This window comes from Azospirillum sp., from assembly GCF_050789165.1.
In genome coordinates, this window is record NZ_JBOZRT010000058.1 from 89,538 (window position 1) to 106,578 (window position 17,041).

The following is a 17,041-nucleotide window of genomic DNA, read 5'->3' on the forward strand; positions in this document are numbered from 1 at the left end:
CCCTCCCAGCCTCCCCCCACTGCGCGGGGGGAGGAGTAAAAGGCCCTCCCCCGCGCAGTGGGGGAGGGTTGGGTGGGAGCCCGGTGCGGCAACGTCCTCATCCCCCCACCAGCACGATGTGCAGCCGGCGCGGCCCGTGGGCGCCCAGCTGGATGGTCTGCTCGATGTCGCCGGTGCGCGACGGGCCGGTGACCATGTTGACGGTGCGCGGCATGCCGCCCTCGAACGCCGACGCCTGGGCGCGCAGCCGGTCCCAGGCGTCCTCGTAGCCGCCGACGATCTGTTCCGCCTTCAAAACGACGATGTGGGTGTCGGGCAGGAAATTCAGCGTCGTCGGACGTTCCGCCCCCGAAACGAGCATCAGCGTGCCGGTCTCGGCGATGCCGGCGAAGGCGCCGGTCAGCGACACCGCGTCGGCGTCGCGGGCGCGGCCCGTGCTGACGGTCAGCGTCGGGCGGCGGTCCCAGGGGATGGTGTCGAGCGTCGGGTCGGGCGCGGCGCGCAGCTCGGCGGGCAGGTTGTGGCCGGCGAGGTACTCGGCGACGGCGTCGGGCACGGCGTCCAGATCGGGCACGCGGGCGACGGTGGCGGAGACCTCCAGCGCCATCTGCTCGAACAGACGGACCTGACCGGCATGGTCGACCTGCGCGCGCGCCGGGATCAGGTTGCGGGCGTGCGCCGCGATGCGCTCGCGGGCGGCGGCGCGCTGGGCGTCGCCGGTGGGGCGGCCGAGCGACGCGGCGATGCCGGCGAGGATCTGGCTGCGGGAGTTGCTCATTTCTTCCCCCGGCGTTCGGCCCAGAGTTCCTGGAAGGTGCGGCCCTCGGGGGCGGGGAGGTCGCGGTGCTCGGTCCAGCCGCGCAGCATCGGCAGGGGCAGGGGACCGAGCTTGCCGTCGGAGCCGGACGCCCGGCGCAGCATCCGCGCGGTCATCTTTGCCGCGGCGTGGTAGAAGCCGGGGCGCCGCGCGAACCAGCCCCAGACGCCGAGGCCCTGGCGCATGGCGGCCGGCTGCAGCTTCTCCTCGAACTCCTTCTCCCGCCAGTGCCGCATCATCTTCGGCAGCGGGATGCGCATCGGGCACACCGCCTCGCAGCGGCCGCAGAAGGTGGAGGCGTTGGGCAGGTGGCCCGCCTCCTTGATGCCGATCAGCGCCGGGTCGATCACCGCGCCGATCGGGCCGGGGTAGACCCAGCCGTAGGCGTGCCCGCCGACCGAGCCGTAGACCGGGCAGTGGTTCATGCAGGCGCCGCAGCGGATGCAGCGCAGCACCTCCTGGAACTCGGTGCCGAGCAGCGCCGAGCGCCCGTTGTCGAGCAGCACGACGTGGAATTCCTCCGGCCCGTCCAGGTCGCCCGGCCGGCGCGGGCCGGTCGAGAAGGTGGTGTAGGCGGAGAACTCCTGCCCGGTCGCCGAGCGCGCCAGCAGGCGCAGCAGGGTCGACACGTCCTCCAGCGTCGGCACCACCTTGTCGATGGACGCGATGACCACGTGCACCTTGGGCAGCGTCTGCGTCAGGTCGCCGTTGCCCTCGTTGGTGACGATAAGGGTGGAGCCGGTCTCGGCCACCAGGAAGTTGGCGCCGGTGATGCCGACATCGGCCTCCTGAAAGCGGCGGCGCAGCATCAGCCGCGCCTCGGTGATCAGTTCGCGCGGCTCCTCCAGCGGGCGGTCCGGCGGCAGGTCGGTGTGAGCGGCGCGGAAGGCGTCGGCGACCTGCTCCTTCGAGACGTGGAAGGCCGGGGCGATGATGTGGCTGGGCGGCTCCTTGCGCAGCTGGATGATGTATTCGCCCAGGTCGGTCTCGATGGGGATCAGGCCGTGCGCCTCAAGGTGGTCGTTGACCGCGATCTCCTCGGCGATCATCGACTTGCCCTTGGTGACGGTCTTCGCGCCGGCCTTCTGGCAGATCTTGAGGATGGCGTCGCGGGCCTCCTCCGCCGTGCGGCACCAGTGGACGTGGCCGCCGCGCTCCACGACCTTGGACTCGAACATCTCCAGGTAGACGTCGAGGTGTTCCAGGACGTGGTTCTTCAGGTCGCGGCCCTGGTCGCGCAGCGCCTCGAACTCCGGCAGGCGCTCGGCGGCGGCGGCGCGCCTGAGCTGGAAGCCGGTGCGCGACTTCGCCAGCATGTACTGCAGCGTGTCGTCCTGGAGGGCACGCCTGGCGTTCTCGGGGAAGCTGTGGGCGGTGGATTCCATGGCGGTCTCCCTTAGCGCGCGGTGTCGCCGATGGGCGGCGTCTCGTCGGCCAGCCCGGACAGCACCTCGGCGACATGGCGGACCTTCACGGGCGAGCCCTGGCGCTTCAGCTTGCCGGCGATGTTCAGCAGGCAGCCGACGTCGCCGGCCAGCAGCGTCCCGGCGCCGGTCGAGGCGACGTTCGCCGCCTTGTCCTCGACCATGCGGTTGGAGATGTCCGGGTACTTGACGCAGAAGGTGCCGCCGAAGCCGCAGCACACCTCGGCCTCGGGCAGCTCCGTCATCTCCACGCCCTGGACGGAGGCGAGCAGTTGCCGGGGCTGCGCCTTGACGCCCAGCTCGCGCAGGCCGGAGCAGCTGTCGTGGTAGGTGACGGTGTCGTCGTAGCGCGCGTCCACCGCCGTGACGCCCAGCACGTCCACCAGGAAGGACACGAGCTCATGGGTGCGCGCCGCCACGTGCCGCGCCCGCGGCGCCCAGGCTGGGTCGTCGGCGAGCAGCGCCGGGTAGTGCTTGCGGATCATGCCGCCGCAGGAGCCGGAGGGGACGACGACGTGGTCGAACCCCTCGAACGCGGCGATGGTGCGGCGTGCCAAGTCCTGCGCGGTCGCGCGGTCGCCGGCGTTGTAGGCGGGCTGGCCACAGCAGGTCTGGTCGCGCGGCACCTCGACGGTGCAGCCGGCGTCCTCCAGCAGCTTCACCGCGGCGAAGCCGACGGTCGGCCGGAACAGATCGACCAGACAGGTGACGAAGAGCCCGACGCGGGGCCCGCGGCGCGGTTCGGCCATTTCGGATTTGTCCCTTCCCTGATCCTGCCAACATACGGTGCGGTTCGGGCGCGGGCAAGGCGGGGGCCGGATATGTGGTGGCGTCGTGGCGCTGGGCCCCCTCCTGACCTCCCCCCATCTTCGACGGGGGGAGGGACCCCGCCGCTCTACCCCTTCCCCCGCGAAGTGGGGGAAGGACGGGATGGGGGCCCGACGAACGCACTACCCCGAAACTACCCCCGCCGCACCGGCACCAGATTGCTCGCCAGGAACAGCACGAACGCCGCGACCACCACGCTGGGCCCGCCCGGCAGGTCCCAGTGCAGCGAGGACAGCACGCCCGCCGCCACCGCGGCCATGCCGAAGACGGCGGCCAGCGCCGCCATCTGCTCCGGCGTCCGGGAGAAGCGGCGCGCCGCCGCCGCGGGGATGATCAGCAGCGAGGTGATCAGCAGGATGCCGACGATCTTCATCGCCACCGCGATCACCAGCGCGATCAGCAGCATGAAGGCGAGGCGCAGCGCCGTCACCGGCAGGCCCTCGACGCGGGCCAGATCCTCGTCCACCGTCACCGCCAGCAGCTTCCGCCACAGCAGCGCCAGCAGCGCCAGAGCCACCGCTCCGCCGGCGTAGATGCGCAGCAGGTCGTCGGTCGTCACCGACAGGATGTCGCCGAACAGGTAGCCGATCAGGTCGACCCGCAGCGTCTCCAGGAACGCCACCGCCACGAGGCCCAGCGACAGCGCCGAGTGCGACAGGATGCCGAGCACCGTGTCCGACGCCAGCGCGCGGCGCTGCTGCAGCGCCACCAGCACCAAGGCCAGCACCACGCACACGCCCATCACCCCCAGCGTCGGGTCGACCCCCAGCAGGAAGCCCAGCGTCACGCCGAGCAGCGCCGAGTGCGCCAGCGTGTCGCCGAAATAGGCCATGCGCCGCCACACCACGAAGGATCCCATCGGCCCGGCCAGCGCCGCGATGCCGCAGCCGGCCGCCAGCGCGCGGAGGATGAACTCATCCATGGCGGTGCTCCTCCTCGGGCGCGTGCTCGTGGTGGTGGTCATGGTCGCAGCAGTCGCCGCCGGTCCCCGGCTGGACATGGCCGTCGGTGGCGTGCGTGTGGTCGTGGCGGTGCAGGTAGACGGCGAGCTGGTCGGCGTGCCGGCCGAACAGCGCGTGGTATTCCGGGTGGCGGCTGACGTCCTCGGGACGGCCGGAGCAGCAGACGTGCCCGTTCAGGCACAGCACCTTGTCGGTGCGCGCCATCACCGTGTGCAGGTCGTGGCTGACCAGCAGCACGCCGCAGCCGTGCGAGCGGCGAAGGTCGGCGATGCGGTCGAACAGCTCGGCCTGGCCGTGCACGTCGACGCCTTGGTCGGGCTCGTCGAGCACCAGCAGGTGCGGCTCGCTCAGCAGGGCGCGGGCCAGCAGCACGCGCTGTAGCTCGCCGCCGGAGATCGACTGCACCGGGGATTGGGCGAGGTGCGCCACGCCGGCCTCGGCCAGCGCGCGGTCCAAGCGCGTGCGCTCCACCGGCCGCCAGAGGCCGAGGAAGCGGCGCACCGTCAGCGGCAGCGTGGCGTCGATGTTCAGGCGCTGCGGCATGTAGCCGATGCGCAACCCCGGCATGCGTGTGACCGCGCCGGCGGTGGGCTTCACGAGGCCCAGCACGGCGCGCACCAGCGTCGTCTTGCCGGCGCCGTTCGGGCCGATCAGGGTGACGATTTCGCCCGGGTTGACCGTGAGATCGATGCGGTTCAGCACCGTCCGTCCGCCCAACACGAGCGTCAGGCCATGCGCTTCGATCAGTGGTCCCGGCTTCGGGTGGGTTGACATGTTATGTTATAACGTCACATCGTGTGGCCCGAAGTACATGCTCCCAAACCGTCCGTCTGTCCACAGGGAAAGGTCAGCCATGCGCCGCGCGCTCGCATCCTTCGCGCTTTTTTCCGCCCTTTGGGCCGCTCCGGCTGCCGCGGAAGCGCCGAAGGTCGTCGTCTCGATCAAGCCGATCCACGCGCTGGTGGCGGCGGTGATGCAGGGGGTGGGGGAGCCCACCGTGCTGGTGCGCGGCGGCGCCTCGCCGCACGACTACGCATTGAAACCCTCCGACGCCAAGGCGTTGAAGGACGCGGACATCGTCTTCTGGGTCGGCGGGTCGCTCGAGTCGTTCCTGGAACGTCCCATCGCCAGCCTGCCGAAGAAGACGCAGGAGATCGAGCTGATGTACGGCGCCGGCATCCAGGTGCTGGAGCCACGCGAGGGCGGCGCCTGGGAGGCGCACGCCCACGGCAGGACGCACGACCACGGCAAGCACCAGGGCCATCACGGCGAGATGAACCCGCACCTGTGGCTCGACCCGATGAACGCCAAGGAGATCGGCGAGATCGCCGCGGTGGCGCTGGCGGCGCGCGACAAGGCCAACGCCGAGACGTACAAGGCCAACGCCGCGGCGTTGGGCCGGCGTTTGGACGCGTTGGACGCCGAGCTGAAGGCGGCGCTGGCGCCGGTGGCGGACAAGCGCTTCGTGGTGTTCCACGACGCCTACCAGTACTTCGAGAACCGCTACAACCTGAACGCCGCCGGCTCGATCACCGTGAGCCCGGACCGGCCGCCCTCGGCCAAGCGGCTGTCGGTGATCCGCGACCGGGTGAAGGCGCTGGGCGCCACCTGCGTCTTCGCCGAGCCGGAGTTCGAGCCGAAACTGGTCAGGACCGTCACCGAGGGCACCCAGGCCCGCACCGGCGTGCTCGACCCCGAGGGCGCCGCCCTGCCCGAGGGGCCGGAGCTGTACTTCACGCTGATGCGCAATCTGGCCAAGGGTTTGACGGAGTGCCTTGGCGGCTGAGCTGTGCTAGGGATGCGGGCTGCGAGACGACGGAGGCTGTCATGAAGATCGGTGTGGTGGGGTGCGCGGGGCGGATGGGGCAGATGCTGGTGCGCGAGATCGCCGCGACGCCGGGCTGCACGGTGGCCGGCGGCACCGAGCGTCCGGGCGGTCCCGCCGTCGGCCGCGACATCGGCGAGGTCGCCGGGCTGGAGGCGCTGGGCGTGGCCGTGGTGGACGACCCGGCCGTGCTGTTCGCCGAGGCCGACGCCGTCATCGACTTCACCTCGCCCGAGGCCGCCGAGCGGCACGCCGCGCTCGCCGCGCAGGGGGAGACCGCGTACATCCTCGGCACCACGGGGCTGACCGCCGAACACCAGGCGGCGGTGGCGGCGGCGGCGACGCACACGCCGATCGTCCAGGCGCCCAACATGTCGGTCGGCGTCAACCTGCTGTTCGTGCTGGTCGAACAGGTGGCCCGCACGCTGGGCGACGACTTCGACATCGACATCCTGGAGATGCACCACCGCCGCAAGGTGGACGCGCCGAGCGGCACCGCGCTGGGCCTGGGGCGCGCCGCGGCGGCCGGCCGGGAGGTGGCGCTGGAGAACGTCTGGCAGAAGGTCCGCGACGGCATCACCGGCGCCCGCCCGCGCGGCGAGATCGGCTTCGCCACGCTGCGCGGCGGCGACGTGATCGGCGACCACACGGTGGTCTTCGCCGGCGACGGCGAGCGCATCGAGCTGACCCACAAGGCTTCGGGCCGGCAGATCTACGCCAAGGGCGCCGTCCGCGCCGCGCTGTGGGCGGCGGACAAGCAGCCGGGGCTCTATTCGATGCGCGACGTGCTGGGGCTGTGACGCGCTCCGCGCGTCACGCCGCCTCGCCGCTCACCCGCGCCTGTTCCCAGGCCAGCAGGGCGCGCTTCCTCGGCACGCCGTAGCGGTAGTTGTGGATGACGCCGGACTTCTGGATCACCCGGTGACAGGGGATCAGGAGACACACCGGGTTGCGCCCCACCGCGGCGCCGACCGCGCGCATCGCCGTCGGCTGGCCGATGGCGCGCGCCACGTCCTCGTAGCTCACCACCGCGCCTTCGGGGATGCGCAGCAGCGCCTCCCACACCTTGATCTGGAAGTTGGTGCCGCGCAGCAGCAGCTTGAGCGGTTCCGAACCCCCACCTTCCCAGCCGAAGGCGCGGGCGGCGGTGGGGCGGGTGGCGTCGGGGTCCTCGACCAGCCTTGCCGCCGGCCATTCGGCGGTGAACTCGGCCATGGCGTCGCCGCCGTCCGGCTCGTCGGCGAAGCTCAGCCAGCAGACGCCGCGCTCGGTGGTGGCGACCAGCGCCGTGCCGAACGGGCAGTCGTGCAGGCCCCAGCGGATGGTCAGCCCGCCGCCCAAGGCCTTGTACTCGCCGGGTGTCATCGCCTCGCAGGCCACGAACAGGTCGTGCAGCCGCGACGGGCCGGACAGGCCGACGTCCAGTGCGGTGTCGAGCACGCTGTGGTTCTCCGTCAGCAGCCGCTTGGCGTGGCCGAGCGTCAGGAACTGCACGAAGCGCTTCGGGCTGATGCCGACCCAGCGGGTGAACAGGCGCTGGAAGTGGAACGGGCTGATCCCCGCCACGCCGGCCAACTCCTCCAGCGAGGGCTGGTCCTGCCAGTGCTCCACCAGATGACGGATGGCCAGGGTGAGCGCGCGGTGGTGCAGGGCGTCGAGGTCGGTGGCAACGGTGTCGGTCATGGCAAGCTCCGGGTTCCGTTCCCGAGAGTGGCGTTCCGGGGCCGCCGAACCAACCCGATTCTTGCGAAGCTAGCGGACGGCTTCCGGCGCGCAGGGGGCGCAGGGGGAGCGGCGCCACGCGCGCAGCGCGTCCTGCAGCGCGGTGGCGAACTCCAGCCGCTCGTCGGGGGTGAGGAAGGACCCGACGACCAGGGTGCGGCCGTGCGAGCTGAGCGTCACCTGGCTCTCGTGCTCGGGCGGGTCGTCCATGCGCACGCGCAGCCAGTAGGGCTGGAAGCTCCAGCGGCGGTCGGGCTGCTTCCAGGCGACGCGCTGGACGGTCAGCTCCTCGTCGGTCAGGCGCACGCGCTCGTACAGGCGCGCCGAGCGGTAGCTGGCGCGGAACGCCCACCACAGCAGCAGCACGTCGATGCCGAAGAACCCCACCACCGGCCAGGCGCCGAGCAGGTAGAAGACGAGGCTGACCCCGAAGCTTACCGCCGCCACGGTGGCCATGAGGATACGGAAGCCTTGCGGCCCCAGGCTGCGGTGCGGGTGCAGGACCGCGTCGAAGAAGACGCGGGCGGCGGAGGTGGAATCTGCGATGCTCGTCATAGGCATGGGACTATGACCAATCCCTTACGAAAGGGGTGGTGGATTCACGGCGCCGGGTTTGCGCGGCACCGCCGTCCGGCGGTACAGTCGCGGCCATGAAGCCCGCCGCCATCAATGACATGTTTCGCCGGCTCCAGGCCGCCAACCCCGAGCCGAAGAGCGAACTCGAATACGTCAACCCGTACACGCTGCTGGTTGCCGTGGTGCTGTCGGCGCAGGCGACCGACGCCGGCGTCAACAAGGCCACCCGCGCCCTGTTCGAGCGCGTCACCACGCCTCAACAGATGGTGGAGCTGGGCGAGGAGGGCCTGCGCGAGCACATCAAGACGATCGGCCTGTTCAACACCAAGGCCAAGAACGTCATCAAGCTGTCGGAGATCCTGGTGCGCGAGCACGGCGGCGAGGTTCCCCGCGACCGCGAGGCGCTGGAAAAGCTGCCGGGGGTGGGGCGCAAGACCGCCAACGTGGTGCTGAACGTCGCCTTCGGCGAGGAGACGATGGCGGTCGACACGCACATCTTCCGCGTCGCCAACCGGCTGGGCCTCGCCCCCGGCAAGACGCCGGAGCAGGTGGAGGCGGGGTTGCTGAAGGCGGTTCCGAAGCCCTTCCTGCGCCACGCCCACCACTGGCTGATCCTGCACGGGCGCTACGTCTGCAAGGCGCGCAAGCCGGACTGCGACCGTTGCCCGATCGCTGACCTGTGCACGGCGGCGGAGAAGTGGGTGGCGTGAGAGCCTGCGCCGGGCCCTACTGGCCCTAAACGCGCCTAAACGCCCGGAAACAAAAAAGGCGGGAAGCGTCCGCTCCCCGCCTTCCTGTTGGACCGGCCGGTCCTTACTCGCCGCCCACCGGGGCGAAGGAGGGGAGCGGCTGCGCGGCGATCGGAGCGGGCGCGGGAGCCGCGGGCTTGGTGGTGGCGGACACGACCTGGACGTCGCCGATCAGCTGGCCGCCGGCCTCCACCATCAGCTCGCCGTACTTGATGGCGCCGGTGATCTTGCCGGTCGAGCGCACGGTCAGGCGGCCGCGCACCGTGATGTCGCCCTCGAAGCGGCCGCCGATGTCGGCCTCGTCGATCTCGACCGAGCCCTTGAACAGGCCGTTCTCGGTGATCTCGATGGAGCGGCCGTCGCGCAGCTTGGCCTCCACCGTGCCTTCCACCACCAGCACGTCGCACGAGCCGATCTCGCCCGACAGCGAGATGTCGCGGCCGACGATCAGGCGGCGCTGCTCGATCACGGGCGCGGGCGCCGGGGCGGGCGGCGGGGGCACCGCGGCGGCCGGCGGGGTCGGAATGGCGTAGCCGTCCGGCTTGCGCGCACCCGGCAGGTCCACCGTGCGGCGCGGAATGTCGCTCGGCTTGAAGGAGGAGGCGGGGCTGGTCGGGCCGGCGTTCAAAGGACCGGCGGGCGGCTTCGGCGGGGTGGTGTTCATCTCGGGTCCCTTGTCGGAAAACGGCGGGCGCAGCGGCGTGGCGACCGGAGGCGTCGCGGAGATGGGGGCGCCCAGAGGCGCGGGGGCCGGCGCCGGCTCGGCGGGCGCCGACAGGCCGGGGACCGGCTGCGCGGGCGGCGACGCGGGCACCGCGGCCTCGGGCGCCGGGGCCGGCGCGGGCTCGGCGTCGGCGGGCTTCGGGTTCGCGGTCGGCGGTGTCTTTCGTCCGAACAGCATGACGTCTGGTCCCCAGGTCAGTCAGATCAAGGTCGGTCCATCAGCGGCGTATCATGCGCGTCCCGCCGCCCGCAAGGGGCCATTCATGGACTGGAACACGTGCACCATGAAGGCGCTGGCGATCACCGGCGCGAAAAGGTTCAGCAGCGGTACGGTGGACAGGAAGGCGATCACCACGCCGGCCAAAAAAGGTTTCAGCGGCCGGCTCTTGCGCAGCAGCGTGGCGTCCGCACGGCGCAGGCGGCGGTTGGCGACCAGCTCGAAATACTCCCGCCCCAGCAGGTAGCCGTTGATCACGTAGTAGAGCACCAGGTTGACGCCCGGCACCGTCAGGTAGAGCGGCAGCGCCACCAGGTTCACCAGCACCACCACGGCCAGGAAGCGCAGCGCGGTGCCGACCTCCTCCGCCACGCTGGACTTCAGCGGCTCGCCCAGGTGCGGGTAGTGCCGGCGCTCCACCGCGCGGACCACCTCCTCCAGCAGGAAGCTGGCCAGCGTCGCCACCACCGCCGGGAACAGCAGCCACGCCAGCGCCACCACCAGCACGCCGCCCAGCACGTCGATGGTGGTGTCGACCCACGACCAGTTGGTCAGCGCGGTGCTGGTCAGCGCCCACTCGACGAGGCCGAGCAGCGCGGCGAAGGACAGCACCGCGCCCAGCACGCTGATCCACACCACGCGGCGCGAGGCGGGGTCCGTCAACTGGCCGAAACCGAGCAGGAGGGCGCGGAGCATGGCTACCTCGATGTGGCGTCGTCCGATTTCTAAAGGCGGATGCGATGCTGGGCAAGGTCGGCGGGGGTTGTGGGGCGGCGCGGCGCGGCTATACTCGCGGCGCTTTTCCACCGTTCAACACGCACAGGAGCCCCCATGGCCTCGGCCGAATTCGACGTCACCGGCATCGGCAACGCCATCGTCGACGTGATCGCCCATGCCGACGACGCCTTCCTCGCCGCCAACGCCATCGAGAAGGGCGCCATGACCCTGATCGACACCGCCCGCGCCGAGGAGCTGTACGGTCGCATGGGTCCGGGCGTCGAGGTGTCCGGCGGCTCGGCCGGCAACACCATGGCCGGCTTCGCCGCGCTGGGCGGCAAGGGGGCCTACATCGGCAAGGTCGCCGGCGACCAGCTCGGCACCGTGTTCGCGCACGACATCCGGGCAAGCGGCGTGCACTTCGCCACCCGGCCGCTCGACGGCGGGGCGCCGACCGCGCGCTGCCTGATCCTGGTGACCCCGGACGCCCAGCGGTCGATGAACACCTACCTCGGCGCCTGCGTCGAGCTGGGGCCGGAGGACATCGACGAGACGCTGATCCGCGGCTCGCAGGTGACCTACCTGGAAGGCTACCTGTGGGATCCGCCGCGCGCCAAGGAGGCCTTCCGCAAGGCCGCCGAGATCGCCCACGCCGCGGGCCGCAAGGTGTCGCTGTCGCTGTCCGACAGTTTCTGCGTCCACCGCCACCACGCGGAGTTCGTCGATCTGGTGGAGAACCACGTCGACATCCTGTTCGCCAACGAGCACGAGATCGGCGCGCTGTACGGCACCGACCGCTTCGAGGACGCGCTGGCGGCGGTGAAGAAGCTCGGCAAGGTGGCGGCGCTGACCCGCTCGGAGAAGGGCGCGGTGATCGTGTCCGGCGGCGAGACGGTCGAGGTGAAGGCCGAGCCGGTCTCCAAGGTGGTGGACACCACCGGCGCCGGCGACCTGTACGCCTCGGGCTTCCTGTTCGGCTGGACGCGCGGCCTCGCGCCCGCGGTGTGCGGCCGCCTGGGCGCCATCGCCGCCGCCGAGGTCATCAGCCACGTCGGCGCCCGGCCGGAGACGGACCTGAAGGAGCTGATCACGGGTGTAGTTTAACCCTCGCCCCTCTGGGGAGAGGGTGGCCGCGGAGCGGCCGGGTGAGGGGGGCTGCGGGGAACGATGAACGTCCGCAACGCGGGACCCCCTCACCCCAACCCTCTCCCCAGAGGGGAGAGGGAGTCCGAGTTTGCTCCACTCCACAGCATGGGTTAGGATTCCCCATGCAAGTCTATCTGCCCATCGCCGAGATGTCGGTCGACGCCCTGGTGATCCTGCTGCTGGGCGCCGTGGTCGGCTTCCTGTCCGGGCTGTTCGGCGTCGGCGGCGGCTTCCTGATGACGCCGCTGCTGATCTTCCTCGGCGTGCCGCCGGCCGTCGCGGTGGGCACCCAGGCCAACCAGCTGATCGCCGCCAGCGTGTCCGGCGTGCTCGCCCACTGGCGGCGCAACAACGTCGACGTCAAGATGGGCGTCGTCATGCTGGTCGGCGGCCTCGTCGGCACCACGCTGGGGGTGTGGATCTTCGGGCGGCTGCAGCGTCTCGGGCAGATCGACCTGACCATCTCGCTCACCTACGTCTTCCTGCTGGGCACCATCGGCTCGCTGATGCTGGTGGAGAGCGTGCGCGCGCTGATCCGGCGGCGCAGCCCGCAGCTCTCCCGCGGCAAGCTGCACCATCACATCTGGCTGCACGGCCTGCCGCTGAAGATGCGCTTCCAAAGGTCGAAGCTGTACATCTCGGCGCTGCTGCCGGCGGGCATCGGCGCGGTCGGCGGCGTGCTGGTGGCGATCATGGGCATCGGCGGCGGCTTCCTGCTGGTGCCGGCCATGATCTACCTGCTGAACATGCCGGTGGCGCTGGTGGCGGGAACCTCGCTGTTCCAGATCATCTTCGTGACCGCGGTCACCACGCTGCTGCAGGCCTCCAGCAACCAGACGGTGGACGTCATGCTGGCCTTCCTGCTGCTGGTCGGCGGCGTGGTCGGGGCGCAGTTCGGCACCCGCGCCGGTTCGCGCATCCGCGGCGAGGTGGCGCGCACGCTGCTCGGGCTGCTCGTCGTCTCGGTGGCGCTGCGGCTGGCCTGGGATCTGGTGGCGCGGCCGGAGGACCTGTTCTCCGTCATCACCGGGATCCCCGGATGACGCGACGCCACGGGCTCATCGCGCTGTCAGCGCTTGTTGGGGCGCTGGTCGGCGCGGCGCTGGCGATCCCGCTCGCCACCACAGCGCGCGCGCAGCAGCTGGTCGCCGACCTGTCCAGCCACCTGATCGCCATCACCACCGGCTTCACCGGGACGGAGGTGGTGCTGTTCGGCTCCACCGACGGGCCGGCCGACGTGGCCGTGGTGGTGAGCGGGCCGCGCACCACGGCGACGGTGCGTCGCAAGGCGCGCGTCGCCGGCATCTGGGTGAACCGCGACAAGGTGATCTTCGACCAGGTGCCGAGCTATTACGTGGTCGCCACCAACCGGCCGCTGGAGCAGTTCGTCCGCGCGCCGGTGCTGGAGCGCCACCAGATCGGGCTGGAATACCTGCGCATGGAGCCGAAGGAGCCGCCGACCGCCGGCACGTTGGCCGACTACCGCGCGGCGCTGATCCGCACCAAGCAGCGCGCCGGGCTGTACGGCGTGACGCATGGGCAGGTGAGCTTCCTGGGCGCGCGGCTGTTCCGAACGAACATCTATTTCCCGGCCAACGTGCCGACCGGGCTGTACAACGTGGAAGTCTTCCTGATCCGCGACGGCGACGTGCTCAGCGCGCAGACGACGCCGCTGGTGGTGTCCAAGGTGGGCTTCAGCGCCGAAGTGTTCGAATTCGCCCGCAGCCAGCCGTTCAGCTACGGCTTGGCGGCGGCGTTGGGTGCGCTGCTGGCCGGCTGGCTGGCCGGCACCGTCTTCCGGAGGGTGTGATGACCGAACCGACCGCAGATACCCCCACTGGCGCTCCTTCCCCCGAGCATCAGCGCATCTTCCTGGTGGTGGTGGACGACAGCCCCGAGCTGAAGGTGGCGCTGCGCTACGCCTGCCTGCGGGCGAAGAAGTCCGGCGGGCGGGTGGCGCTGCTGTACGTGATGGAGCCGACCGAGGCGCAGTCCTGGCTGGCGGTCGAGAACCTGATGCGCGAGGAGCAGCGCAGCGAGGCGGAGCAGAAGCTCCAGAAGCTGGCGCGCGAGGTCAACGCGCTGACCGGCGGCACCCTGCCGATCCTCTACATCCGCGAGGGCGACCCGCGCGACCAGCTGACCGTGCTGCTTCAGGAGGAGCCGCGCATCTCCATCCTGGTGCTGGCCGCCAGCACCGGGCCGGAGGGGCCGGGCCCGCTGATCACCCACTTCACCGGCCGCGGCGTGGTGAAGCTGCAGATCCCGGTGACCGTGGTGCCCGGCGGGCTGTCCAACGAGCAGCTGGACGCGATCACCTGATCATTCGCCGTAAAGGGCGATGATACTACGCAGGTCGATGTCGCTCCGATCGTCGGTCAGCACCGGCTGCCCGGCGGTGTCGGCGGGGACGAGCGACCATGCCAGCCGGCGGGTGGCGTCCCGGGCGGCCGGCGGGGCACGGTCGAGGCGGGCCAGCAGTTCGGCCGCCGTGCGCTCCTCCTTGGTGGCGATCAGGAAGTAGTTGCCGCCGCCGACGTCGGAGACGAACACCGAGGGAAACGCCGCCTTCAGCGTTGCCGCCAGCGGGCCGATCAGGATGTCGTGATCGGCCGGCGAGGCGACGTTCATCATCACCACGCCGCCGCGGTCCAGCTTGCGCTCCAGCAGCGCGAAGAACTCGCGGGTCGCGGTGAAGAACGGGATGGTGGCGCCGTTGTAGAGGTCGACGACGATCAGGTCGTGCGTCTCCCGGTCGGCCGCGACGAAGCGGCGGGCGTCCGACACCGCGACGCGCACGCCGCGCAGGCCGAACTTCTCCCGCGCCACCGCGACCACGTCCGGGTCCAACTCGACGCCCAGCACGTCGGACTCCGGCCAGGCGCGGCGGATGTTCATGGGACCGACCCCGCCGGCCACGCCGAGCACCAGCGTGCGTGCGCCGTCCGCCAGCGCCGGCCCGGCCGGGAACACGTCGTAGTACAGCCCGGTCGGCCCGCCGTCCTTGCGCAGCCGCGACTGGGTCGCCCACAGCAGGTTGAGGTGCAGGCGGACCTCCTCGGTGGTCTCGCGCACCCAGATGGTGTTGTGCGGCGTCTCGCGGTACAGCGCGAAACCGCGGCCCTCGTTGTGAACGGCGCCCAGGGCTCCCAAGGCCAGGACCAGCGCGCCCGCGGCGTACGCCCGCCCGCCGGGAACGAGCGCGCAGGCCGCCGCCAGGACCGCCGCCGCCACGGCGTAGCCGGCCGACACGCCGATGGTCGGGATGGCGAAGAAGGCGGCGAAGAAGGTGCCGCCGATGCTGCCCAGCGTCCCCACCGCGTAGACCCGTCCGGCCGCAGAGGCCCGCCCCGCCGCTGCGATGCGGCCGGCGCAGATCGGCGACACCATGGCCAGCGCGAAGGACGGCACCCCGAGCAGCAGCGCCGCCCCGGCCAGCGACCCCACCTGCGGGTCGGCCGGCGCCGTCCGCTCCAGCGCCGCCGGGCCGAGCCACGGCGTCAGCGCCGCCCACGCCGCTGCGGCCAGCAGCACGCCGCGCAGAACCGGGATCGCGTCCGGTCCGTCGCCGACCGAGCCGCCCTTCCAGTAGCCCGCCGCCATGAAGCCGAGCACCACGCCGATCACCGCCCCCCACTGGTAGACGGAATAGCCGTACTGCGGCGCCATCAGCCGCCCGCCGAGGATCTCCAGCATCATCAGCGCCCAGCCGCCGGCGAACGCGGCGAGGGGGAGAGCGTAGGAACGAAGGACGGGGCGGGAGGAGGGGAGGCCCTCTTGTCGCGGTGCACTCATTGCACTATTCTTGTCCAATACCGGGGTTGAAGCGCTTCGCCAATTGCACCGTGTACATTTACGGCGAGGATCACAACCCTCCGCACGTGCACATCCGTGGCCCGGACTTCCTGCTCCTGGTCGAAATCGGCGGCAAGGGCCGGATCATCGGGCGCACCGGCAAGGCCCGGGATGTCGAGGAGGCGATCGCCTGGATCAAGGCGAACACCGCCATGCTTCTGGACCTGTGGAAGGACCTGAACCCATGAGGAGCGTGCCGCACCAACAGATCGCCGCCGTGGCCGCCGAAGCGCCGGCCAGCCTTCTGGTAACTTGGAAGGACGGTACCGGCGAACGGGTGGACCTATCGACGCTGATCGCCAAAGGCCGTTATCTGGCGCCTCTCCAGGATCCTGCGGTGTTTCGCGCGGCGCAGGTCGGTGAATGGGGATGGTCGGTGGAGTGGCCGAACGGCATTGATCTCAGTTCCCACCAGCTCTGGCGCTGGGCTGGGGAGCAGAAGGGCGACTTCATGCCGGCCGACGACTTCCGCGCCTGGATGGAGCGCAACGGCATGTCGCTGAGCAAGGCGGCGGATGCGCTCGGCCTCAGCCGCCGGATGGTGGCCTATTACGCCAGCGGCGAGCGGCCGGTGCCGAAGACGGTGCGATTGGCGACGCTCGGCTTCGACGTGGAACGGCGGGCGGCCTGACGACAGCCGCAGTCATTGTTCGCCCCCTCGGAATACACCTTTCCGAATAACCACACCGACAACGTGCTTGATCTGGCGGCCGATTCTGCCCAAGTTTCGCACACGCCGCCAGTCATCGCCCGCGCGGCCCGTGCCCGAGGACCTAAGCCATGTTCATCCAGACCGAGCAGACCCCCAATCCGGCCACCCTCAAGTTCCTGCCGGGACGCGACGTGCTCGGCCGCGGCACCGCCGACTTCACCAGCCGCGAGGACGCCGCGCGCTCGCCGCTGGCGCAGAAGCTGTTCGAGATCGACGGGATCGAGGGCGTCTTCCTCGGCGCCGACTTCATCACCATCACCAAGACCGGCGCCAAGGACTGGTTCCTGCTGAAGCCGTCGATCCTCGGCGTCATCATGGAGCACTTCACCGCCAACCGGCCGGTGCTGCTGAGCGAGCACGCCGACGACAACGCCATCAACGAGGACGACGACGAGATCGTGCAGCAGATCAAGGAGCTGCTCGACACCCGCGTCCGCCCGGCGGTGGCGCAGGACGGCGGCGACATCACCTTCCACGGTTTCGAGAAGGGCGTGGTCTACCTGCACATGAAGGGCGCCTGTTCGGGCTGCCCCAGCTCGACCGCCACGCTGAAGGCCGGCATCGAGAACATGCTGCGCCACTACATCCCCGAAGTGCAGGAGGTCCGCGCGCTGCGCTGACCCCTGTCCGGCCGAATGCAAAGGAAGGGCCCGGCGGCGACGCTCCGGGCCCTTTTTCATTGCGTCCGCCGCAGGGCGGACCCGCGCCGGTGTGCGGGGATGCGGGCGTGCGGCCACACGCTCCGTTAACCGAATAAGCCTATTCTAA

At 70.9% G+C, this 17,041-nt stretch carries 20 protein-coding genes; 10 read left to right on the plus strand and 10 right to left on the minus strand.

Annotation, left to right across the window (positions count from 1 at the left end):
* Window positions 1-97: 97 nt before the first annotated feature.
* From ACRWK7_RS13905 to znuC, 5 genes are all read right to left on the minus strand, one after another.
* A complete protein-coding gene (locus ACRWK7_RS13905; RefSeq protein ID WP_431856834.1) occupies window positions 98-778 on the minus strand; it encodes a LutC/YkgG family protein in 681 nt (226 codons plus the stop codon).
* A complete protein-coding gene (locus tag ACRWK7_RS13910) occupies window positions 775-2,202 on the minus strand; it encodes a LutB/LldF family L-lactate oxidation iron-sulfur protein (protein ID WP_431856835.1) in 1,428 nt (475 codons plus the stop codon). Before ACRWK7_RS13910 ends, ACRWK7_RS13905 begins: the two co-directional genes overlap by 4 nt.
* A gap of 11 nt (window positions 2,203-2,213) precedes the next feature.
* The gene (locus ACRWK7_RS13915; RefSeq protein ID WP_431856836.1) at window positions 2,214-2,990 is read right to left on the minus strand and encodes a (Fe-S)-binding protein; all 777 of its coding nucleotides are present in this window, start codon (window positions 2,988-2,990) and stop codon (window positions 2,214-2,216) included.
* Between the two features lie 212 nt (window positions 2,991-3,202).
* Entirely contained in the window at window positions 3,203-3,991 is a 789-nt protein-coding gene (gene znuB, locus ACRWK7_RS13920; RefSeq protein ID WP_431856837.1) for a zinc ABC transporter permease subunit ZnuB, read from the minus strand.
* Complete coding sequence (gene znuC / locus ACRWK7_RS13925) at window positions 3,984-4,805, minus strand: zinc ABC transporter ATP-binding protein ZnuC (RefSeq protein WP_431856838.1); 822 nt, start codon at window positions 4,803-4,805, stop codon at window positions 3,984-3,986. The genes znuB and znuC overlap by 8 nt, the downstream gene beginning before the upstream one ends.
* 79 nt (window positions 4,806-4,884) lie before the next feature.
* Here znuC and ACRWK7_RS13930 point away from each other — a divergent pair, with 79 nt between their 5' ends.
* Together ACRWK7_RS13930 and dapB are read left to right on the plus strand one after the other, a co-directional pair.
* Window positions 4,885-5,817: a zinc ABC transporter substrate-binding protein gene (locus ACRWK7_RS13930; RefSeq protein WP_431856839.1), complete on the plus strand. Its 933-nt coding sequence runs from the start codon at window positions 4,885-4,887 to the stop codon at window positions 5,815-5,817.
* Between the two features lie 41 nt (window positions 5,818-5,858).
* Window positions 5,859-6,656, plus strand: a complete 798-nt coding sequence (gene dapB / locus ACRWK7_RS13935) for a 4-hydroxy-tetrahydrodipicolinate reductase (protein WP_431856840.1) — start codon at window positions 5,859-5,861, stop codon at window positions 6,654-6,656.
* Between the two features lie 13 nt (window positions 6,657-6,669).
* Here the strand turns inward: dapB and ACRWK7_RS13940 are convergent, their stop codons facing one another.
* Window positions 6,670-7,539, minus strand: coding sequence for a methylated-DNA--[protein]-cysteine S-methyltransferase (locus ACRWK7_RS13940; RefSeq protein ID WP_431856841.1), 870 nt, complete (start codon window positions 7,537-7,539; stop codon window positions 6,670-6,672).
* A 69-nt stretch (window positions 7,540-7,608) separates the two neighbouring features.
* Window positions 7,609-8,133, minus strand: coding sequence for a DUF2244 domain-containing protein (locus tag ACRWK7_RS13945; RefSeq protein ID WP_431856842.1), 525 nt, complete (start codon window positions 8,131-8,133; stop codon window positions 7,609-7,611).
* Between the two features lie 95 nt (window positions 8,134-8,228).
* Between ACRWK7_RS13945 and nth the strand changes: the two genes are divergently transcribed.
* Entirely contained in the window at window positions 8,229-8,864 is a 636-nt protein-coding gene (gene nth / locus ACRWK7_RS13950; RefSeq protein WP_431856843.1) for an endonuclease III, read from the plus strand.
* Between the two features lie 103 nt (window positions 8,865-8,967).
* Here nth and ACRWK7_RS13955 read toward each other — a convergent pair whose 3' ends face one another.
* The gene (locus ACRWK7_RS13955) at window positions 8,968-9,804 is read right to left on the minus strand and encodes a bactofilin family protein (RefSeq protein ID WP_431856844.1); all 837 of its coding nucleotides are present in this window, start codon (window positions 9,802-9,804) and stop codon (window positions 8,968-8,970) included.
* Window positions 9,805-9,855: 51 nt separating this feature from the next.
* Entirely contained in the window at window positions 9,856-10,539 is a 684-nt protein-coding gene (locus tag ACRWK7_RS13960) for an EI24 domain-containing protein (protein ID WP_431856845.1), read from the minus strand.
* Between the two features lie 135 nt (window positions 10,540-10,674).
* On the opposite strand from ACRWK7_RS13960, the gene ACRWK7_RS13965 reads away from it, so the two are divergent.
* From ACRWK7_RS13965 to ACRWK7_RS13980, 4 genes are all read left to right on the plus strand, one after another.
* Window positions 10,675-11,664 (plus strand): adenosine kinase, encoded by a 990-nt coding sequence (locus ACRWK7_RS13965; RefSeq protein ID WP_431856846.1) that lies wholly within the window; start codon window positions 10,675-10,677, stop codon window positions 11,662-11,664.
* A 164-nt stretch (window positions 11,665-11,828) separates the two neighbouring features.
* A complete protein-coding gene (locus tag ACRWK7_RS13970; RefSeq protein ID WP_431856847.1) occupies window positions 11,829-12,749 on the plus strand; it encodes a sulfite exporter TauE/SafE family protein in 921 nt (306 codons plus the stop codon).
* Complete coding sequence (locus ACRWK7_RS13975) at window positions 12,746-13,516, plus strand: TIGR02186 family protein (protein ID WP_431856848.1); 771 nt, start codon at window positions 12,746-12,748, stop codon at window positions 13,514-13,516. Before ACRWK7_RS13970 ends, ACRWK7_RS13975 begins: the two co-directional genes overlap by 4 nt.
* Window positions 13,516-14,028 carry a universal stress protein gene (locus ACRWK7_RS13980; protein WP_431856849.1) on the plus strand — a complete coding sequence of 171 codons (513 nt, stop codon included), beginning with the start codon at window positions 13,516-13,518 and terminating at the stop codon, window positions 14,026-14,028. The genes ACRWK7_RS13975 and ACRWK7_RS13980 overlap by 1 nt, the downstream gene beginning before the upstream one ends.
* Here ACRWK7_RS13980 and ACRWK7_RS13985 read toward each other — a convergent pair whose 3' ends face one another.
* Window positions 14,029-15,501: a fused MFS/spermidine synthase gene (locus ACRWK7_RS13985; RefSeq protein ID WP_431856850.1), complete on the minus strand. Its 1,473-nt coding sequence runs from the start codon at window positions 15,499-15,501 to the stop codon at window positions 14,029-14,031.
* A gap of 26 nt (window positions 15,502-15,527) precedes the next feature.
* Between ACRWK7_RS13985 and ACRWK7_RS13990 the strand changes: the two genes are divergently transcribed.
* The 3 genes from ACRWK7_RS13990 to ACRWK7_RS14000 all read left to right on the plus strand — a co-directional run bounded on the left by ACRWK7_RS13990 (window position 15,528) and on the right by ACRWK7_RS14000 (window position 16,893).
* The gene (locus ACRWK7_RS13990; protein ID WP_431856851.1) at window positions 15,528-15,749 is read left to right on the plus strand and encodes a DUF4160 domain-containing protein; all 222 of its coding nucleotides are present in this window, start codon (window positions 15,528-15,530) and stop codon (window positions 15,747-15,749) included.
* Window positions 15,746-16,192, plus strand: coding sequence for a DUF2442 domain-containing protein (locus ACRWK7_RS13995; RefSeq protein WP_431856852.1), 447 nt, complete (start codon window positions 15,746-15,748; stop codon window positions 16,190-16,192). The genes ACRWK7_RS13990 and ACRWK7_RS13995 overlap by 4 nt, the downstream gene beginning before the upstream one ends.
* A gap of 149 nt (window positions 16,193-16,341) precedes the next feature.
* Window positions 16,342-16,893 (plus strand): NifU family protein, encoded by a 552-nt coding sequence (locus ACRWK7_RS14000; RefSeq protein WP_431856853.1) that lies wholly within the window; start codon window positions 16,342-16,344, stop codon window positions 16,891-16,893.
* Window positions 16,894-17,041 lie beyond the last annotated feature (148 nt).